The organism is Joostella atrarenae (assembly GCF_021764745.1).
GTDB classification, from domain to species: domain Bacteria; phylum Bacteroidota; class Bacteroidia; order Flavobacteriales; family Flavobacteriaceae; genus Galbibacter; species Galbibacter atrarenae.
This window is the reverse complement of sequence record NZ_JAETXX010000001.1, coordinates 367,652-383,684: the sequence shown is the minus strand read 5'-3', so window position 1 is coordinate 383,684 and position 16,033 is coordinate 367,652. Positions and strand designations below refer to the sequence as shown.

Sequence of the window (16,033 nt, the reverse complement as noted above, 5' to 3'; positions counted from 1 at the left end):
GGTGCTTTTTTTATTAAGTCAACCGTCTCAAAGAAATCCATAGAGACAATAAAAGAAAGGCAATATATATGAATACTGATAAACAAGAAAAAGAAATATTTAAAGCTCCAGAATTTCAAGTAGATTCTTGGGTTGATGCTAACGGAAATAAGACTTCTCCTATTAAATTGTCGGATTATAATGGTAAATTTAAGGTGATTTATTGTTTCCAAAGTTGGTGTCCAGGTTGTCATAGTCAAGGACTTCCTGCATTGCAAAAGATGGTAGAGGCATTAAAAGATAATGAAAGTGTAGAATTTTTAGCGATTCAAACCGTTTTTGAAGGACACGATGCCAATACGTATGAGAAAATGATAGAGACTCAAAAGAAATATAACCTAGCAATCCCTTTTGGTCATGATCCTGGAGATGAATCTACAGGGAATAGATCTAAAATATTAACCAATTACCAAACTGGAGGGACACCTTGGTTTATTTTTATTGATAAGCATGATAATGTAGTTTTTGCAGATTTTCATGTAAATGTAGATAATGCAATAGCATTTTTAAAAACAATTTAATGATTAAGAATATCCCAGAAATTAAATTATATGGGGCAGAAGGTTGTCATAAAACGCGCTACTATCAATTATTGCTAGAAGCGCGTGGGCTTCCTTTTTTATTTCTCGATGTAGAGGAGAATGAGGAATACGCAATAGAATTAAGAAGTCTATATGAATCGGGTAAATTAAACTTTCCAACGATCACCATCGGAACAAAGAAATTAAGAAACCCGAATAAAAAAGAGCTCAATAAGTGGATTAACAAATTAATACCGTCAATTTTGGATATAGAACACGACAAACAGAACAATGAATTCATATTGGATATCAATGGAGCACAAGCGAAAGTTGAATACCAATTAAAAAATGGAAAAATGTATTTAAATCACTCAGAAGTTCCTGTACAGCTTAGAGGTAGAGGAATAGGAAAAGAGTTGGTTGAAAAAACTTTTGAAAAATTAACCGAAGAGGGATACAAAGCAGTTGCTGTATGTACGTATGTAAGAGCAGTGGCTAGCAGAAGTGATAAGTGGAAAAATATAATTGAACATTAATATAGTGAGCAAATTAAAACTAAATATACAAGATACCTTTAGCGAAGAGCTTCCAGGAGATCCAATTATGGAAAATTCTAGAAGGCAAGTAAAAGAGTCTTTCTATTCGTATGTAACTCCAAAAAAAACAGCGGATCCGGAACTTATCCATGTTTCTGATGCTATGTTGGATGAAATAGGATTATCGGAGAGTGATAAAAACTCTGATGCATTTTTAAAAGTGTTTACAGGAAATGAGGTTTTATCTAACAGCAAACCCTACGCTATGTGTTACGGAGGACATCAATTTGGAAATTGGGCTGGACAACTTGGCGACGGGCGTGCTATTAATCTAGGTGAAGTTGTTCATAATGATAAACGATGGGCATTACAGTTAAAAGGAGCTGGAGAAACACCATATTCTAGATCTGCAGATGGTTTGGCGGTCTTACGTTCTTCTATCCGAGAGTATTTATGTAGTGAGGCGATGTATTATTTAGGAGTTCCAACAACAAGAGCGTTGTCTCTTGCTTTAACTGGAGATAGTGTTCTTAGAGATGTTCTTTATAATGGAAATCCAGATTATGAAAAGGGTGCTGTAGTTTGTAGAGTAGCACCTTCTTTTATTCGCTTCGGAAGTTTTGAAATTTTTGCAGCTAGAGGAGACCATGAAAATTTAAAGAAATTAGCGGACTATACAATTAAACACTTCTACCCACACTTGGGAGCGCCATCTAAAGAAGTTTATGTTGAATTTTTTAAGGAGGTTGCAGATCGCACATTAGAAACTATACTCCATTGGCAACGGGTTGGTTTTGTTCATGGAGTTCTAAATACCGATAATATGTCGATTTTAGGATTAACAATAGACTATGGCCCATACGGGTGGTTGGAAGGATTTGATTTTGGATGGACGCCAAACACTACAGACGCTCAGCATAAGAGATATCGCTTCGGGAACCAGCCAAATATTGGACTATGGAATCTTTATCAATTAGCAAATGCTATTTATCCTTTGGTAGATGAAGCAGCTCCTTTAGAGAAAATATTAAATGATTATAAGTCTGCGTTTGAAGTCAAATCGCTGAAAATGATGAAAGAAAAACTCGGTTTGTATGAAGAAAGTAATCAAGATGCAGCTTTAATTCTACAATTAGAGGAAAATTTAGAATTATCAGAAACAGATATGACGATTTTTTTCAGAAATTTGAGTAAATTTACGAATGTTGAGAGCGGAGATGCAATTCTTAAGGAAGCTTTATATGTTTTTGAAGATGTTTCAAATGATATTTTAAAGAAATGGAAAGATTGGTTTGTTTTATACAGTAAGCGATTAAAAGAAGAAACCTTAACGAAAAGGGAGCGAACTGAGAGAATGAATCAAGTAAATCCAAAATATGTTCTTAGAAATTATATGGCTCAATTAGCAATAGATGCCGCAGATAAGGGAGATTATTCTTTAATTGAAGAATTATTTCAATTATTAAAACAGCCATACAGCGAACAGCCCGACAAAGAAAAATGGTTTGCAAAGCGTCCAGATTGGGCACGCCATAAAGTTGGATGTTCGATGTTATCATGTAGTTCTTAACCAAATTTAAAAAAATGAAAACAATCTTATTAACGTTATTATTGGTAGTTATGACAAACACAGATGGAATTGCTCAAAGTGGAAATGAATGGGTGGACAAGGTGTACGATGTAAAAGGAGACTGGAGCATAGAAGAAGATGGAGATGATAAATATTTTGTACTTGCCGATAATTTTTACACGCTAACAGGCCCAGATTTAAAGCTCTACTTATCTCCACTTAAAATGGAAGAAATTAATAACAGAGATGCTGTAGATCAAGAAGGGGGTGTTTTTGTAGCTGAGTTAACATCAAATAAAGGAGCTCAGAAATACAAAATCCCATCTGGAACTAATTTAAGTGATTTTAATTCCTTAGTAATTCATTGCCGTAAGTTTTCTGTTGTATGGGGAGGAGTTAATATTAAAGAATAATGATTCTCGAAAGTATTAAAGAGCTACCATTGGGTTATTCTGAAGTGGAATATCAGCTAAAGAAATATGGTGTTACGCGAACAGATTTTAATGCAGGGAAAAGTATAAAAGTATATGCAGAAGAGCTAGGGGGTAATGATTTTATAAGTTTGAATTATTATATAACTAGTACTGCAGAGAATTTAAAACCATGTGAAATGCCGCAGCAGAAGGTGATTCACTTTTTAAAAAATTATAAAAAACTATAGATTTATGGAAGATGTAACATTCGAAAACAAAAGATTTGATCCAGAAATAACACCTTTTCTTGGGTTAGCAAAACAATTAGCATCTGCTTTTGGTTATACAGCTGATTTAAAAACAGACAAACATTTAGCACAATTGCTTCGTTTGAGAGTTGCTCAAAAAAATGAATGTGCTTTTTGTGTGATATTACATGCTAAGACTTCAAGAGAAATAGGTATTTCTGAGACTAAAACAGATAATATATCTTCATGGTGGAATAGTGATTTATTCACTGACAAAGAAAAAGCAGCTCTTGCTTATACAGATGTACTTTCTGAGGGAACTCATAAAAATTTCCAGAAATATCATGATGATTTAGCTAAATTTTTCTCAACAGAAGAGATCGCAGAAATAGCTGCAATTGTTATTAATATGAATTTGTGGACTCGCCTTAAATTAGCACAAGGGGAAACGCCAATTTTAAAGTAAAAAAATGAATTGGTATATACCGATAACGATACTGCCTGGGCTAGGAATGCTAATTCTGTCAACGGCTACCCAAATGATGGGTTTAAGTAGTGAAATAGCAGGGTTAATTTCAAAAAAATGCAACTCTTTCCAGCATGATATCGCAAATAGAAAGATCAAGCAATTGGGATTGTTAACCAGAGCAAGCACTCTTTTATATACTGCTACTGGATGTTATGTGCTTTCAGGAATTATGGGAGCTATTTATGAAGTGGAGTCTATTTGGAGCCTACCTAGTCTTATTTTGTATGTGGGAACTGTATTGATGTTTATTGGAATTTCTATTTTGATAGTATATGCTTCGCGAACAGTAATTATTAGAAGAATTCAATTTGATAATAACCATTTGATGTAATGGAAACATTAGAAGGGAAACCGCTTCCGGAGTGGTTGCTTAAACCAATTTTTGAAAATGATGAAGTTCCAAATGTAGAGTCTTACAAGGGGAAACCGTTGTTAATAATGTTTTTTTATATGGGATGCCCCGGATGTAAAGGCCGAGCAATCCCGTTTGCAAATAGAATTGTTTATGAAGATTCTGGAGTACAGGTAATAGGAATTCATACACGGTTTGAGGGTCGTACCTACTCAGACGAAGAGCTCATGGCTGCTAAGGAAGAATTTTATATAAGGTTCCCTTATTATCGAGATCTGCCAGAAGCAAAGACTTTTAATGAATATAAAGCAGGAGGAACGCCGCATTGGCTTTTGGTAAACAAAGATGGAGTTGTGATTCAGTCTATTTTTGGCTCCGATCCCAATAACGCATTATTACGATTAGACCTCAAAATAAAAGAATTAACGCAAAACTAAGAAGGATGAGATACAGAGCAGTTTGGAATGATGAAGTTTTAGCAGAAAGCAACGAAACAAAGAGTATTGAAGGGAATATTTATTTTCCTGAAGATAGTATTCGTAAAGAGTTTTTTAAAGAAACGGAAACGCACACTACATGCCCATGGAAGGGAAAAGCTTTCTATTACTCTGTTGAGGTGGATGGAAAAGTGAATGAAGATGCTGCTTGGTATTATCCAAAAGCATCTCCTTTAGCAAGAGATATTGAAGGCTATGTTGCCTTTTGGAAAGGTATAGAAATACAAGAGGGTTAATGTAATGGAAAAAATTGCTTTTGGAGGAAGTTGTTATTGGTGTATGGAAGCCATTTATCAATCTTTAATTGGCATTCAGAAAGTCGATCAGGGTTTTATAGCTTCACAATCTGCACCTGAGGAATTCTCGGAAGCGGTTATAGTTCATTTTAATCCAGACGAAATTTCTCTAGAAGTTCTTATTAAAATTCATTTGCACACACATAAATGTACTGTTAATCATAGTCGTCGTGATTTATACAAATCTGCTGTGTATGTTTTTTCAGAAGAACAGAAAAAAGAAGCATCGCAAGCAATAATGAAGTTACAGAAAGATTTCAGTGAGCCAATTGTTACCAGCGTTTTCTCATTTGAAAGCTTTAAAGCTTCCGAGGAGATGTTCCATAATTATTATTATAACGATACGGAAAAGCCTTTTTGTAAAAGTTATATTAATCCGAAGTTAAAAAAATTATTAACCGATTTTTCTGCATACACTAGGAAAGAGAAGTTAAGTCATATACAATAAAATTCCGCCTAATGAAAAGTTCAAAATTAGAAATTACCAATAAAAAGGGATATAAACTACAAGCTCATTTAGAATTACCAGCAAATCAGAAACCTAATAATTATGTGATTTTTGCTCATTGTTTTACATGTAATAGTAGTTTTAATGCAGTAAGAAATGTGAGTCGGTCGCTTACAAATCATGGCTTTGGAGTTGTAAGGTTTGACTTTACAGGATTAGGACAGAGTGAAGGAGAGTTTGCAGAAAGCCATTTTTCTGCTAATGTGGACGATTTAATTGCCGTAAATGAATATTTGGCAGAAAACCTTCAAGCACCAACATTATTGGTAGGGCATTCATTAGGAGGTGCTGCAGTTCTAGTAGCAGCATCAAAATTAAAAAATATTAAAGCAGTAGCAACTATAGGAGCTCCTGCTTCTGTTAGTCATGTTAAGCATCTGTTTTCTCATCAGATTGATGATATAGAAAGCAAAGGAAATGTTGAGGTGAATATAGGTGGAAGGCCATTTGCTATTGATGAAGAGTTTGTCAAAGATTTTGATAAGACCAATCTTCCTGAGATTGTAAAATCTTTAAGAAAACCCTTGCTAATTATGCATGCTCCTTTTGATAAAACAGTAGGTATAGAAAATGCACACGAATTATATCATAATGCAATTCATCCTAAAAGTTTTGTCAGCCTAGATGATGCAGATCACCTTTTATCTAAGTCTGTTGATAGCGAGTATGTAGGTGATATTATAGGGACATGGGTGCAGCGATATATCAAACCTCAAGAAAATGAAATGCTTGGAACTAATGGAGAGCAGTTGGTAGCGCATTTAAACCTTAAAGAGGATAATTTTACAACCAATATACAAACCAAAAAACATTCTTTTATAGCTGATGAGCCTGGAAGTATAGGGGGAGATGATTTTGGTCCTGGACCTTACGATTTTTTAAGTGCAGGATTAGCTGCTTGTTCTGCAATGACAGTTAAATTATATGCAGAGAGAAAAGAATGGGAGCTGGAGGAAGTTTATGTATATGTTACACATTCTAAAAAGCATTCTGACGATTTGATGATAGATGTTGAGAAATCTGGTAAAATAGATCATCTCTCTAAGAAGTTAAAGTTTATAGGGAACCTAGATGATACACAACGAAAAAAGTTAAAAGAAATAGCTTCAAAATGTCCTGTTCATAGAACATTACAAAGTGAAGTAATTATAGAAACAGAAGAGATATAAATAAAAAATTTAATAAACATGAAAGCTACAATCATAGATAATATAAAAGAGTACTTCAAGAAAAAAGAAAACAAAGAAGCAACGGGAAAAGCACCAGAGGGAGTTTGTCCAAATTGTTGGGGGAGCCAAGAATGGGATGGGCATTTCTATGAACTTATGAGAGCTAAAAATATCAGTCCTATGGACGATACTTACAATAGTTTCATTAAAGAAATAGTTACCAAACATATCAATGGTATTATAATAGATGAAAATACATACACTTGCGCTACTTGCCAGATTAAATACGATTAAATGGCAGGAGCTAAAACTATTATAGGAATCGGTTTAGCTGCATTAGGGCGGCCTGAATATATAAATGTCAAGCAAACTGCGGTTAGCAATAAATCTGAAGAGACATTTAAAAAAAATGCCTTTAAAGTTTTAGATGATGCCTATGAGCAGGGAGTTCGTTATTATGATACTGCGCCGTCGTATGGAAAAGGAGAAAAATATCTTCAGGAGTGGAATGATACAAGAAGTCATCAAGGTGTTTTCTTAGGAACAAAATGGGGATATACATATGTTGCCGATTGGGAGTTGGGGTATGATGGAAAGCATGAAATAAAAGAGCATTCACTTGCAAAATTATTTGGGCAATGGGAGGTATCAAAAAAGTTACTTCCGAATCTTAAATATTACCAAATACATTCTGCAACGCTGGAAAGCGGGGTGTTAGAAAATAAAGAAGTTTTAGAAAAGCTTGCAGAGATTAAGTCTGAATATGGATTAAAAATAGGACTGACTTCTAGTGGGGAGAATCAAAAAACTATTATTCAAAAAGGGCTCGATGTTGTCGTAAATGGAGAAGAATTATTTGATAGCTTTCAGGTTACCTATAATATATTAGAAAACAGTACCAATGCTATTTTAAAGAGTGCATTAGCAAATGGTAAAACTGTAATTATAAAAGAAGCTTTAGCAAACGGGAGAGTTTTTGAGAATGAGAATTACCCTGCGTATAAAAATATGTATGCTTTGTTAGAAAAGCTAGCTGCGAAATATAATGTAGGAGCTGATGCTGTAGCGTTGCGTTTTTGCATGGATGCATTAGCACCCTCTATAGTTTTAAGCGGTGCTTCATCCAGCTCGCAATTAGAAGCGAATTTAAAAGCGTATAACTTTAAACTTACGGAAGAGGAAACTACCCAGCTTAATGAGCTATCAGTAGAAAGTGATTTCTATTGGAAGGAGCGTAGTGAGTTAAATTGGCATTAAGAAGTTAAAACAGTATAAAACAATTATATGAAATCATTAGAAAAATTAAAGGAAAAGGATAGCCCAACGGCTTTTGATAAAGACATACTTTCTTATATGGAGTTTTTACATCCTTATGTAAAACACCGTTTATATGTAGCAGAAAGCAAAGGGATTCTTCCGAGAAACTTATATAATTCTACTGGTATTATAGATGATGCTATTTTAAAAATTTATGAGGATAACCTTCAGGAAAAAGGTGGTGATACAAAACTACTGTTGTTTAAAGTTGTAGATGATATTTTAAAAAGTGTCTTTGCAAAAGAGATTCAAAATTCTAACACAGAAAATTCTGATGATTTTTTAAAAGGGGAATTACAATCTTTGGAGATTGAATATTTTGTTGATGCAGGGAATGAGGTTGTTCTTTATAAAGACTTAGACGATATTTCTTATAACCAGCAGAATGATTTTGATATGGTTTATCAAGATGAAACTGCAAATACAGAAGTGATTTCTACATTTGATCTTCATAATGAAGTATACCATTCTGATAATGCAACGGTAGGGAATTTTTATAAATTACTCCCAGAATGTGTATCTAGTATTATAGATCTTAAAACTTTTGGGAAGCTTACAGAAACAGAAATAGCAAAGCTTTATAATTTAGATGTTAAGAAAGTTGAGAACGTAGTAAATGATGCTGTGCAGCAGTTTAAAGAGCACATGCATTAATAATTTTTTCTTCTGAAAAATATAACTAAATCTAATCGGTATGGTTAAACCATTATCGATTAGATTTATTCGTTATTATTTATCCAAGTATTTATAATCCTAGTAACGGCATCACCTTCTTTTAGCTTTAGGAGCTCAAGGTCAATTTTTTTTTTAAGAGCATTTGCTTCTTGGAAAGCAAAACCATAATGTTGAGGGAATATATTTTTCTTGCTGATTACAAAGTCCGATTTTTTACTGTTTTCAAATACATATTCTAATGGGATTACATCGTAAACCAAGGCGTCTACTTCCCCATTTAATAATTTAGAATATCCTTCTTTAGCATTAGAAACAATTACAGGCTTTCCTCCTACAAGATTTACATTGTTAATTAATCGTTGATTTGCGGGTATTGCCACCATTTTATTGTCCAAATGTGAAAGAGAAGTAATTGTTTTTCCTTCCTTACTAGTAATAGATAATGTTGTTGCAATCCCTGCTACAAATGAAGTTGCCATAATTAACGAGATAATCATCCAGCTTCCAATTATAAATCTTCCGAGTATAGTTTTTGGAGCATAATCTCCATAACCAACTGTTGTCATTGTTACAATGGCAAGCCATATTCCGTTTCCAATTCCTTTAATGGCGCTATTTCCATATTCTTCTGACATATATTTCCCTTCTGCAAGCCAGAAAAGGAAACCTACAAATGTTAAAACAAGGAGTAGTCCAAGTACAGCATATAAAAAGGTAGAGCTAAAGAATGGTTGGATTCTATCCCAAATTGTTAAGTCTAAAATGGGCGCTAGAATTGCCATTTCTGTATCAAAATAAGGCTGTGAGAAGCTTGCGCGCAAAGCACGATCGGAGTTAATTGTAATCGGACCTATAAGTACATCAATCTTTTTATCTTGAATGGCTGCAAGTCCTAAATCTACGGTTTTATAAGGTACAAGATTGTATTCTAAATCGGTTTTAAAGCAATTTCTCTCCATAGGTCGATTGCAATACCTTTTGGGGTTTCTCCAGCAATAGAAAAGGGTTCCGAACCTGTGTAGCCAACCTGTATGGTACTATCTTTTACCGCTTGCGCATTGCTGCATAAAAAGCTAAATAGAATAGAAATTATAATTAATGTACGAGCCATATCTTTATATTTAAGGACGAAAATACAAAAACGTAAGCGTTTGCAGGATATAATCGCTGCTAGTTTCTAATAACGGGATTTATTAAGAGGAAAAAAGGAATTACTTTTTCTCATAGGTTTTTAGAGACATGATTTCCCCATCGAAAACGGCATAGGTATAATAGTGTATCCAGTCTCCAAGATTTATGTATTTGCTGTCCTTTTGAAGAGAGATTTCCATAGGAAGGTGACGGTGGCCAAAAACAAAATAATCTCTGTGTTCTTTCTCTAGTTTCCTTTTACAATATTGTACGAGCCATTCATTATCCTCGCCCAGAAATTTTATATCCTCATCTCCAGAAATAAGCTTATTTTTTACCGACAGATATTGAGCTAGTTTCACACCAAGATCAGGATGTAGCCATCTAAAAAACCATTTTGAAACGGGGTTTGTAAAGACTTTTTTCATTCTTTTATATCCTTTGTCTCCAGGCCCTAAACCATCTCCGTGGCCAATAAAAAACTTCTTATTGTTAAAAGTGAATTCTTGGGGTTTATGGTATACAGGAATATTAAGTTCTTCTTCAAAATAACCATCCATCCAGAGATCGTGGTTTCCAACAAAATAGTAAACTGGGATTCCAGAATCGGTAATTTCTGCTAGTTTCCCTAAAGTTCTCGAAAAGCCTTTTGGGATTACTGTTTTATATTCAAACCAAAAATCAAAGAGGTCTCCAAGCAGGAAAATAGCTGCGGCATCTGTTTTGATTTCATCTAGCCATGCAACAAATTTTTTCTCACGGATAATACTTTCTTCCTTTGTAGGAGCGCCTAAATGGTTATCGGATGCGAAATATATTTTTTTACCCTCAGGGATCTTCATTCTTTGGTTTTTATAGTACTATTTTTTTTGCGTTAGGGATTGTAGCAAGCTACCGTGTAGCGTGAAAAGCCCGCCCGCAGGGAACGCCCTATTTATTATCGGATGCATACCACTCTGCAAAAGAGGTCTCTGTTTCTTGGAGTTTTATGGAATGTAAATCGATATGTTCTGGCAAACGTTTTTGTATTTTCTCAGCAAAATCGATCACCATATTCTCGCTTGTAGGCTGGTAATCTACTAAAATAACATTGTGCCCACGAACAGAAAGTTCTTCGGCCAGCTCTTTATGTGGAGTGTTTTTGTTGAAAACGGTAGCGTGATCAAAAACATCGATAATATCTTCTTTTACGATCTTTTTAAGGTCGCCAAAATCGATCACCATCCCAAGTTTTACATGCGAAGTGTCGGTAATAGGTGTCCCGATAACAGTAACGGAAAGCTTGTAACTGTGCCCATGTACATTTCTACATTTTCCATCATAACCATAAAGGGCGTGTCCAGTTTCGAAATTAAACTGTTTTGTAATACGTATGTTGCTCATAACCTCACATAATTTATTGCAAAGATAGGGAGTTTTAATTGTTGTGTTTGTATGTTGGCAGGGAAAAGAGTAAACGCGCGTTATGTTGTGCTCCGAGAGTAAAACTGCCAATATAAATTATACAATTCCCATGTTTTTAAGTAAAAAGGAGGCATTCATATTTTCACAAATACCCTCTTTAAATTTATAATCGAATGTAAGTTCTTTCCCGTTTATAAAGGCTTCGAAGAAATAATTATCTACTTTTTCGTTTACATTAGCCACCTCGCAAAGGCTTAAATCGTGGGTAGCAATAATCCCTGTAGAGTGAGAAGCCGATAACTTTTCTACAAATTTTCTTGAGCCGATAGCCTTATCTTTACTATTGGTACCTTTTAAAATTTCATCTAAAACCACAAAATAGGTGTCGGTTTTAATCTTATCTACAATTAGTTTTAGTCGTTTTAACTCGGCATAAAAATAAGAAGCATCGTCTGTAAGAGAATCTGCCGTACGCATACTTGTAATAAGTTTTATCGGACTGTAATCACTTTTTTCGGCACATACAGGAAGGCCGCAATTTGCCATGACAATATGTAAAGAAACAGTTCTTAAGAACGTGCTTTTACCTGCCATATTAGCGCCAGTAATTACAAAAAAGTGTTCTTTTTCTACATGAAGATCGTTGTACACCAATTTATTTTCATCGATAAGAGGATGCCCTAATTGGGTGGCTTTTATTGTTGTATTGTCGGTGTTTATAGTCGGAAATGTATAATTAGGATGGTTGTAAGCAAAATTTCCTAACGAGTTATAGGCATCGAAAAAAGCGATTACTTCAAACCATTCTTTAACTTCATTTTTATGCAATGCAATCCATTTTTCTATTCGGCGTGTATTATACAGATCCATGAGTAAGAAACCGTTTCCAGGCACAGAGATAAGTAAATTGTTACGCTGCTCTAAAGCGTCTAACATTTTAGAGAATTTTTTTATTATTTGAGAAGTGGAAGTGCCATTACCTAAGATGATTTTTTGTTTCTCTTTTAATAAATCACTCGAAAATTGAGCAGTTTCAATTTTTGCAATCAGCTGATGATATTGCTGGAAGGTATCTTGCGTTTTAGAAGTATAAGCAGCTAGGTTATTTACTTTCTTTATTTTACTTCCAGAAACTCCGAGTCCAATAACAAACCAATAAATAATTACAGAGCTTGGAATAATATTAAAATACGCTAATAGAAAAATAGCAACCGAAGATATAGCAAAGGCGTAAGGCAACCATGTACTACTTTTCTTGATTATAGGAGTATGTGTTTGTAGCCAATCAGCTATTTTGCTTGCAGCAAGTTCTGTCTTTACTTGTGCGGCGGTAGCACTAAAATCTTGACGCCATTCTATTTTTTGAGCTAGCTCTTTAATGGCTTCTTGTTTGGCTACAATATTATTAACATCATTTTCTGTGTATATTTTAACCAATAATTCTTTCCCAGCATTCGTTGCTGTTCTGTTGCTGTATTGAAAGAAGCTACCTTTGCCAAAGAGATCAATATCATGGCTATAATCGTGATTGTAATCACTATATTTTTTTCCATCTTCTAAATCATGAAAATCTTTTTTAAGAACCCTTAATTCTATTTCATTGATATTTATACGCTCGGCAATCTTATTCTTTTTATACTTCTGGTCGGTGTATTTAGATACCAATACAATAAATAGTATTATAGAAATAACAATGGATGGTAAGATTATGGAGGTATTCCCCCAGAAAAAATAAAGGATACTAGCAATTACCAAAAAAACAAGCAGTCTAAAAACGCTTAAAATGGTAAGTGTTTTTTTGACTGCTGTAAGTTGTTGTTTAAAGAGAGATAACTCTTTATTATAAAATTGTTGTGGGTTTTCCATTTAGAATAAACTGTTATTTTTCCCAGATATGGGTTTACTTTTGTAGGAGTTTAGCAAAGTCTAAGATCAAGGTTTATTATTGATTTATACGCTGCTTTATTCTCCTTATTCAGTAAAGCTAAATAAATATTCTAAATGTAAAAGCCAAATAAAAGTTATTCTTCTAAGCTTCTTAAATATTGTTCTTTATAAGCCGCTTTTTGGATAGTTTTACGCTTTTGTTCCGAGGGTTTTGTGTACTCTTTACGGTCTCTTAATTCTCGCAACACTTTAGTATTTCTAAATTTTCTTTTAAGTCTTTTAAGAGCTCGTTCTATGTTCTCCCCCTCTTTTACTGTAATTTTAAGCATATATCGATTTTATAATTATAGGTGTACATTATAACAATTTTACTTAAAAAATAATGTTAATGAAATTTTAAAATTATGAATTGAATGCATTTTTCATCCTTTTGTAAGGAAAATTCTCTTTTTCTAAAAGATTTTTAATACGCTTGGTATTCTCGTTAATAATTAAGTACCTTTGGATTAAGTAAACTTTAGGGGTGCTGTTAAATCAGCTGAGATAAAACCCTTAGAACCTGATCTCGTTAGTACGAGCGAAGGGAAAAGTTGATATACTTCCTATCACCATACTTTTGTATGGCAGTAGTTGTTTCTATAATTTTTTGGAGATAACTCTAGGAATCTACTTTTTTAGGAGCACTTCCTAAAGTTTGCAGTAAACCATTTTATTATGATCACTGTAAACGTAAACAACACAGCACACACATTTTCAAAATCGCCCACTATTAAAGAGGTATTGGAGAGGTTAAATATTTCTTCCAATGGCATTGCCGTTGCCTTAGATAACAATGTTCTTCCAAAATCTAAATGGGAAGAGCCGTTATCAAATCATGTAAATATATTAATAATTAAAGCTACTCAAGGCGGATAATTACGGTTTTAGTGGCGTGCCCTCCATTTTATTACGGTCAGGCTATCTGCTATATCTTTTTGTGAAAAACAAAAAGGATGCCGCTACTATCCTTCACGCAAAAAACAGTAAATCTCAAAACATACATCAAATATAAAGCATATGAAAACCCAGCAGTCAACACCAAGTACAAGTTCAAAAATTAGTAGAGAGCCTTTTCCAAATTCTTCTAAAATCTATGTTTACGGTAATATCTATAAAGATATAAAAGTACCGATGCGAGAAATAAAATTAGATGACACCACAGATCAATTTAATGGAACAACAGAGAAAAATCAACCTGTTTTAGTTTATGATACCAGTGGAGCATATACAGATTCAAATATTGAAATAGATGTAAAAAAGGGACTTCAACCAATCCGTGAGCAATGGATTATGAAACGTGGAGATGTAGAGCAGTTAGAGGGATTAACCTCAAATTATGGAAATTCACGTTTACAAAATGAAAAACTAGATGAGCTACGGTTTAAGCATATAAAGAAACCTTTAAAAGCTAAGGCAGGAAAAAATGTTACCCAAATGCATTATGCTAAAAAGGGAATTATAACTCCAGAAATGGAGTTTATTGCAATTCGCGAAAATCAAAAAATACAGCAAACAAAAATGATTTCCGAGCAGCATCCTGGAGAGAGTTTTGGAGCTTCTATTCCTAAAGAAATAACTCCAGAATTTGTACGTCAAGAAGTAGCAAGTGGACGTGCGGTAATTCCGTGTAATATAAATCACCCAGAAAGCGAACCTATGATTATAGGGCGTAATTTTCTAGTAAAAATCAATGCTAATATTGGGAATTCTGCTGTAAGTTCTTCAATTGAAGAAGAAGTAGAAAAATCTGTTTGGGCTTGCCGCTGGGGAGCAGATACCATAATGGATCTTTCAACAGGAAAAAATATTCATGAAACACGTGAATGGATTCTACGTAATTCTCCAGTTCCAATAGGTACAGTTCCAATCTACCAAGCTTTAGAAAAAGTAAACGGAAAAGCTGAAGATCTTACTTGGGAGATTTTCAGAGATACATTAATTGAGCAAGCAGAGCAAGGAGTAGATTATTTTACTATTCATGCTGGTGTCCGACTTAAATATGTGCCACATACTGCAAAGCGTTTAACAGGAATAGTTTCTAGAGGAGGATCGATAATGGCAAAATGGTGTTTGGCTCACCATAAAGAGAGCTTTTTATATACACATTTTGAAGAAATCTGTGAGATAATGAAGGCTTATGATGTTTCTTTCTCTTTAGGAGATGGATTGCGTCCAGGAAGTATTGCTGATGCTAATGATTATGCACAGTTTGCAGAATTAGAAACTTTAGGAGAGCTTACAAAAATTGCTTGGAAGCACGATATCCAAACAATAATAGAGGGTCCAGGACATATTCCTATGCATATGATTAAAGAGAATATGGACAAGCAATTGCACGAATGTGGAGAAGCACCTTTCTATACTTTGGGGCCTCTTACTACAGATATTGCCCCTGGTTACGATCATATCACCAGTGGTATTGGAGCAGCAATGATTGGATGGTTTGGTTGCGCAATGCTTTGTTATGTAACTCCAAAAGAACATTTAGGATTGCCAAATAGGGAGGATGTAAAAACGGGTGTTATTACTTATAAAATTGCTGCTCATGCTGCAGATTTGGCAAAGGGGCATCCTGGAGCTCAACACAGAGATGATGCCATGAGTAAAGCAAGATTCGAGTTCCGTTGGGAAGATCAATTTAACTTATCGTTGGATCCCGATACGGCTAGATCTTATCATGATGAAACGCTTCCTTCGGATAATGCTAAAGTAGCACATTTCTGTTCTATGTGTGGTCCTAATTTTTGCTCTATGAAGATTACGCAAGACGTAAGAAATTATGCAAAAGAGAATGGATTGGATTCCCAAGAGGCAATCGAAGAAGGGATGAAAAAGAAAGCGGAAGAGTTTAAGCAAAAAGGAAGTGAAGTGTATTTATAATTTGGTCTGATTCATTTTATCT

At 34.3% G+C, this 16,033-nt stretch carries 22 protein-coding genes and 1 riboswitch; of the genes, 16 read left to right on the top strand and 6 right to left on the bottom strand.

Annotated elements, in window-relative coordinates:
- Nucleotides 1-68: 68 nt before the first annotated feature.
- The 14 genes from JM658_RS01640 to JM658_RS01575 all read left to right on the top strand — a co-directional run bounded on the left by JM658_RS01640 (nucleotide 69) and on the right by JM658_RS01575 (nucleotide 8,649).
- Nucleotides 69-560 carry a peroxiredoxin family protein gene (locus JM658_RS01640; protein WP_236957484.1) on the top strand — a complete coding sequence of 164 codons (492 nt, stop codon included), beginning with the start codon at nucleotides 69-71 and terminating at the stop codon, nucleotides 558-560.
- On the top strand, nucleotides 560-1,096 hold the full coding sequence (locus tag JM658_RS01635; protein WP_236957483.1) for a GNAT family N-acetyltransferase: 537 nt from the start codon (nucleotides 560-562) through the stop codon (nucleotides 1,094-1,096). The genes JM658_RS01640 and JM658_RS01635 overlap by 1 nt, the downstream gene beginning before the upstream one ends.
- Nucleotides 1,097-1,163: 67 nt before the next feature.
- Entirely contained in the window at nucleotides 1,164-2,666 is a 1,503-nt protein-coding gene (locus JM658_RS01630; protein ID WP_236958052.1) for a protein adenylyltransferase SelO, read from the top strand.
- 14 nt (nucleotides 2,667-2,680) lie between these two features.
- The gene (locus tag JM658_RS01625) at nucleotides 2,681-3,079 is read left to right on the top strand and encodes a DM13 domain-containing protein (protein WP_236957482.1); all 399 of its coding nucleotides are present in this window, start codon (nucleotides 2,681-2,683) and stop codon (nucleotides 3,077-3,079) included.
- Nucleotides 3,079-3,327, top strand: a complete 249-nt coding sequence (locus JM658_RS01620) for a peptide methionine sulfoxide reductase (RefSeq protein WP_236957481.1) — start codon at nucleotides 3,079-3,081, stop codon at nucleotides 3,325-3,327. Before JM658_RS01625 ends, JM658_RS01620 begins: the two co-directional genes overlap by 1 nt.
- A 4-nt stretch (nucleotides 3,328-3,331) precedes the next feature.
- Entirely contained in the window at nucleotides 3,332-3,793 is a 462-nt protein-coding gene (locus tag JM658_RS01615) for a carboxymuconolactone decarboxylase family protein (RefSeq protein ID WP_236957480.1), read from the top strand.
- Nucleotides 3,794-3,797: 4 nt separating this feature from the next.
- Nucleotides 3,798-4,187, top strand: a complete 390-nt coding sequence (locus JM658_RS01610; RefSeq protein WP_236957479.1) for a hypothetical protein — start codon at nucleotides 3,798-3,800, stop codon at nucleotides 4,185-4,187.
- Nucleotides 4,187-4,645: a TlpA family protein disulfide reductase gene (locus JM658_RS01605; protein WP_236957478.1), complete on the top strand. Its 459-nt coding sequence runs from the start codon at nucleotides 4,187-4,189 to the stop codon at nucleotides 4,643-4,645. Before JM658_RS01610 ends, JM658_RS01605 begins: the two co-directional genes overlap by 1 nt.
- A 5-nt stretch (nucleotides 4,646-4,650) precedes the next feature.
- Complete coding sequence (locus tag JM658_RS01600; protein WP_236957477.1) at nucleotides 4,651-4,941, top strand: DUF427 domain-containing protein; 291 nt, start codon at nucleotides 4,651-4,653, stop codon at nucleotides 4,939-4,941.
- A gap of 4 nt (nucleotides 4,942-4,945) precedes the next feature.
- Nucleotides 4,946-5,449, top strand: a complete 504-nt coding sequence (locus JM658_RS01595; protein WP_236957476.1) for a peptide-methionine (S)-S-oxide reductase — start codon at nucleotides 4,946-4,948, stop codon at nucleotides 5,447-5,449.
- A gap of 11 nt (nucleotides 5,450-5,460) precedes the next feature.
- Complete coding sequence (locus tag JM658_RS01590) at nucleotides 5,461-6,678, top strand: bifunctional alpha/beta hydrolase/OsmC family protein (protein WP_236957475.1); 1,218 nt, start codon at nucleotides 5,461-5,463, stop codon at nucleotides 6,676-6,678.
- Nucleotides 6,679-6,696: 18 nt separating this feature from the next.
- The gene (locus tag JM658_RS01585; RefSeq protein ID WP_236957474.1) at nucleotides 6,697-6,972 is read left to right on the top strand and encodes a hypothetical protein; all 276 of its coding nucleotides are present in this window, start codon (nucleotides 6,697-6,699) and stop codon (nucleotides 6,970-6,972) included.
- Complete coding sequence (locus JM658_RS01580) at nucleotides 6,973-7,935, top strand: aldo/keto reductase (RefSeq protein WP_236957473.1); 963 nt, start codon at nucleotides 6,973-6,975, stop codon at nucleotides 7,933-7,935.
- A 27-nt stretch (nucleotides 7,936-7,962) separates the two neighbouring features.
- On the top strand, nucleotides 7,963-8,649 hold the full coding sequence (locus tag JM658_RS01575; RefSeq protein WP_236957472.1) for a hypothetical protein: 687 nt from the start codon (nucleotides 7,963-7,965) through the stop codon (nucleotides 8,647-8,649).
- Between the two features lie 65 nt (nucleotides 8,650-8,714).
- Here JM658_RS01575 and JM658_RS01570 read toward each other — a convergent pair whose 3' ends face one another.
- From JM658_RS01570 to rpsU, 6 genes are all read right to left on the bottom strand, one after another.
- Nucleotides 8,715-9,629 (bottom strand): ion channel, encoded by a 915-nt coding sequence (locus JM658_RS01570; RefSeq protein WP_236957471.1) that lies wholly within the window; start codon nucleotides 9,627-9,629, stop codon nucleotides 8,715-8,717.
- The gene (locus tag JM658_RS01565) at nucleotides 9,599-9,781 is read right to left on the bottom strand and encodes a hypothetical protein (RefSeq protein WP_236957470.1); all 183 of its coding nucleotides are present in this window, start codon (nucleotides 9,779-9,781) and stop codon (nucleotides 9,599-9,601) included. Before JM658_RS01565 ends, JM658_RS01570 begins: the two co-directional genes overlap by 31 nt.
- 100 nt (nucleotides 9,782-9,881) lie before the next feature.
- Nucleotides 9,882-10,643, bottom strand: a complete 762-nt coding sequence (locus tag JM658_RS01560) for a UDP-2,3-diacylglucosamine diphosphatase (RefSeq protein WP_236957469.1) — start codon at nucleotides 10,641-10,643, stop codon at nucleotides 9,882-9,884.
- 88 nt (nucleotides 10,644-10,731) lie between these two features.
- Nucleotides 10,732-11,184: a 6-pyruvoyl trahydropterin synthase family protein gene (locus JM658_RS01555; RefSeq protein ID WP_236957468.1), complete on the bottom strand. Its 453-nt coding sequence runs from the start codon at nucleotides 11,182-11,184 to the stop codon at nucleotides 10,732-10,734.
- 117 nt (nucleotides 11,185-11,301) lie between these two features.
- Nucleotides 11,302-13,071 carry a MutS-related protein gene (locus JM658_RS01550; protein WP_236957467.1) on the bottom strand — a complete coding sequence of 590 codons (1,770 nt, stop codon included), beginning with the start codon at nucleotides 13,069-13,071 and terminating at the stop codon, nucleotides 11,302-11,304.
- Between the two features lie 155 nt (nucleotides 13,072-13,226).
- Nucleotides 13,227-13,421 (bottom strand): 30S ribosomal protein S21, encoded by a 195-nt coding sequence (gene rpsU, locus JM658_RS01545; protein ID WP_236957466.1) that lies wholly within the window; start codon nucleotides 13,419-13,421, stop codon nucleotides 13,227-13,229.
- Between the two features lie 180 nt (nucleotides 13,422-13,601).
- Nucleotides 13,602-13,695, top strand: a riboswitch (TPP riboswitch).
- Between the two features lie 111 nt (nucleotides 13,696-13,806).
- Between rpsU and thiS the strand changes: the two genes are divergently transcribed.
- Both thiS and thiC read left to right on the top strand, forming a co-directional pair.
- Nucleotides 13,807-14,007 (top strand): sulfur carrier protein ThiS, encoded by a 201-nt coding sequence (gene thiS, locus JM658_RS01540; protein ID WP_236957465.1) that lies wholly within the window; start codon nucleotides 13,807-13,809, stop codon nucleotides 14,005-14,007.
- Between the two features lie 141 nt (nucleotides 14,008-14,148).
- Entirely contained in the window at nucleotides 14,149-16,011 is a 1,863-nt protein-coding gene (gene thiC / locus JM658_RS01535; RefSeq protein ID WP_236957464.1) for a phosphomethylpyrimidine synthase ThiC, read from the top strand.
- The last annotated feature ends 22 nt before the right edge of the window (nucleotides 16,012-16,033 follow it).

What these genes read in the sequence shown, in the direction of transcription:
- JM658_RS01640 (WP_236957484.1), top strand. Translation starts at nt 69, where the DNA reads ATGAATACTGATAAACAAGAAAAAGAAATATTTAAAGCTCCAGAATTT.
- JM658_RS01635 (WP_236957483.1), top strand. Translation starts at nt 560, where the DNA reads ATGATTAAGAATATCCCAGAAATTAAATTATATGGGGCAGAAGGTTGT.
- JM658_RS01630 (WP_236958052.1), top strand. Translation starts at nt 1,164, where the DNA reads ATGGAAAATTCTAGAAGGCAAGTAAAAGAGTCTTTCTATTCGTATGTA.
- JM658_RS01625 (WP_236957482.1), top strand. Translation starts at nt 2,681, where the DNA reads ATGAAAACAATCTTATTAACGTTATTATTGGTAGTTATGACAAACACA.
- JM658_RS01620 (WP_236957481.1), top strand. Translation starts at nt 3,079, where the DNA reads ATGATTCTCGAAAGTATTAAAGAGCTACCATTGGGTTATTCTGAAGTG.
- JM658_RS01615 (WP_236957480.1), top strand. Translation starts at nt 3,332, where the DNA reads ATGGAAGATGTAACATTCGAAAACAAAAGATTTGATCCAGAAATAACA.
- JM658_RS01610 (WP_236957479.1), top strand. Translation starts at nt 3,798, where the DNA reads ATGAATTGGTATATACCGATAACGATACTGCCTGGGCTAGGAATGCTA.
- JM658_RS01605 (WP_236957478.1), top strand. Translation starts at nt 4,187, where the DNA reads ATGGAAACATTAGAAGGGAAACCGCTTCCGGAGTGGTTGCTTAAACCA.
- JM658_RS01600 (WP_236957477.1), top strand. Translation starts at nt 4,651, where the DNA reads ATGAGATACAGAGCAGTTTGGAATGATGAAGTTTTAGCAGAAAGCAAC.
- JM658_RS01595 (WP_236957476.1), top strand. Translation starts at nt 4,946, where the DNA reads ATGGAAAAAATTGCTTTTGGAGGAAGTTGTTATTGGTGTATGGAAGCC.
- JM658_RS01590 (WP_236957475.1), top strand. Translation starts at nt 5,461, where the DNA reads ATGAAAAGTTCAAAATTAGAAATTACCAATAAAAAGGGATATAAACTA.
- JM658_RS01585 (WP_236957474.1), top strand. Translation starts at nt 6,697, where the DNA reads ATGAAAGCTACAATCATAGATAATATAAAAGAGTACTTCAAGAAAAAA.
- JM658_RS01580 (WP_236957473.1), top strand. Translation starts at nt 6,973, where the DNA reads ATGGCAGGAGCTAAAACTATTATAGGAATCGGTTTAGCTGCATTAGGG.
- JM658_RS01575 (WP_236957472.1), top strand. Translation starts at nt 7,963, where the DNA reads ATGAAATCATTAGAAAAATTAAAGGAAAAGGATAGCCCAACGGCTTTT.
- JM658_RS01570 (WP_236957471.1), bottom strand. Translation starts at nt 9,629, where the DNA reads ATGGAGAGAAATTGCTTTAAAACCGATTTAGAATACAATCTTGTACCT.
- JM658_RS01565 (WP_236957470.1), bottom strand. Translation starts at nt 9,781, where the DNA reads ATGGCTCGTACATTAATTATAATTTCTATTCTATTTAGCTTTTTATGC.
- JM658_RS01560 (WP_236957469.1), bottom strand. Translation starts at nt 10,643, where the DNA reads ATGAAGATCCCTGAGGGTAAAAAAATATATTTCGCATCCGATAACCAT.
- JM658_RS01555 (WP_236957468.1), bottom strand. Translation starts at nt 11,184, where the DNA reads ATGAGCAACATACGTATTACAAAACAGTTTAATTTCGAAACTGGACAC.
- JM658_RS01550 (WP_236957467.1), bottom strand. Translation starts at nt 13,071, where the DNA reads ATGGAAAACCCACAACAATTTTATAATAAAGAGTTATCTCTCTTTAAA.
- rpsU (WP_236957466.1), bottom strand. Translation starts at nt 13,421, where the DNA reads ATGCTTAAAATTACAGTAAAAGAGGGGGAGAACATAGAACGAGCTCTT.
- thiS (WP_236957465.1), top strand. Translation starts at nt 13,807, where the DNA reads ATGATCACTGTAAACGTAAACAACACAGCACACACATTTTCAAAATCG.
- thiC (WP_236957464.1), top strand. Translation starts at nt 14,149, where the DNA reads ATGAAAACCCAGCAGTCAACACCAAGTACAAGTTCAAAAATTAGTAGA.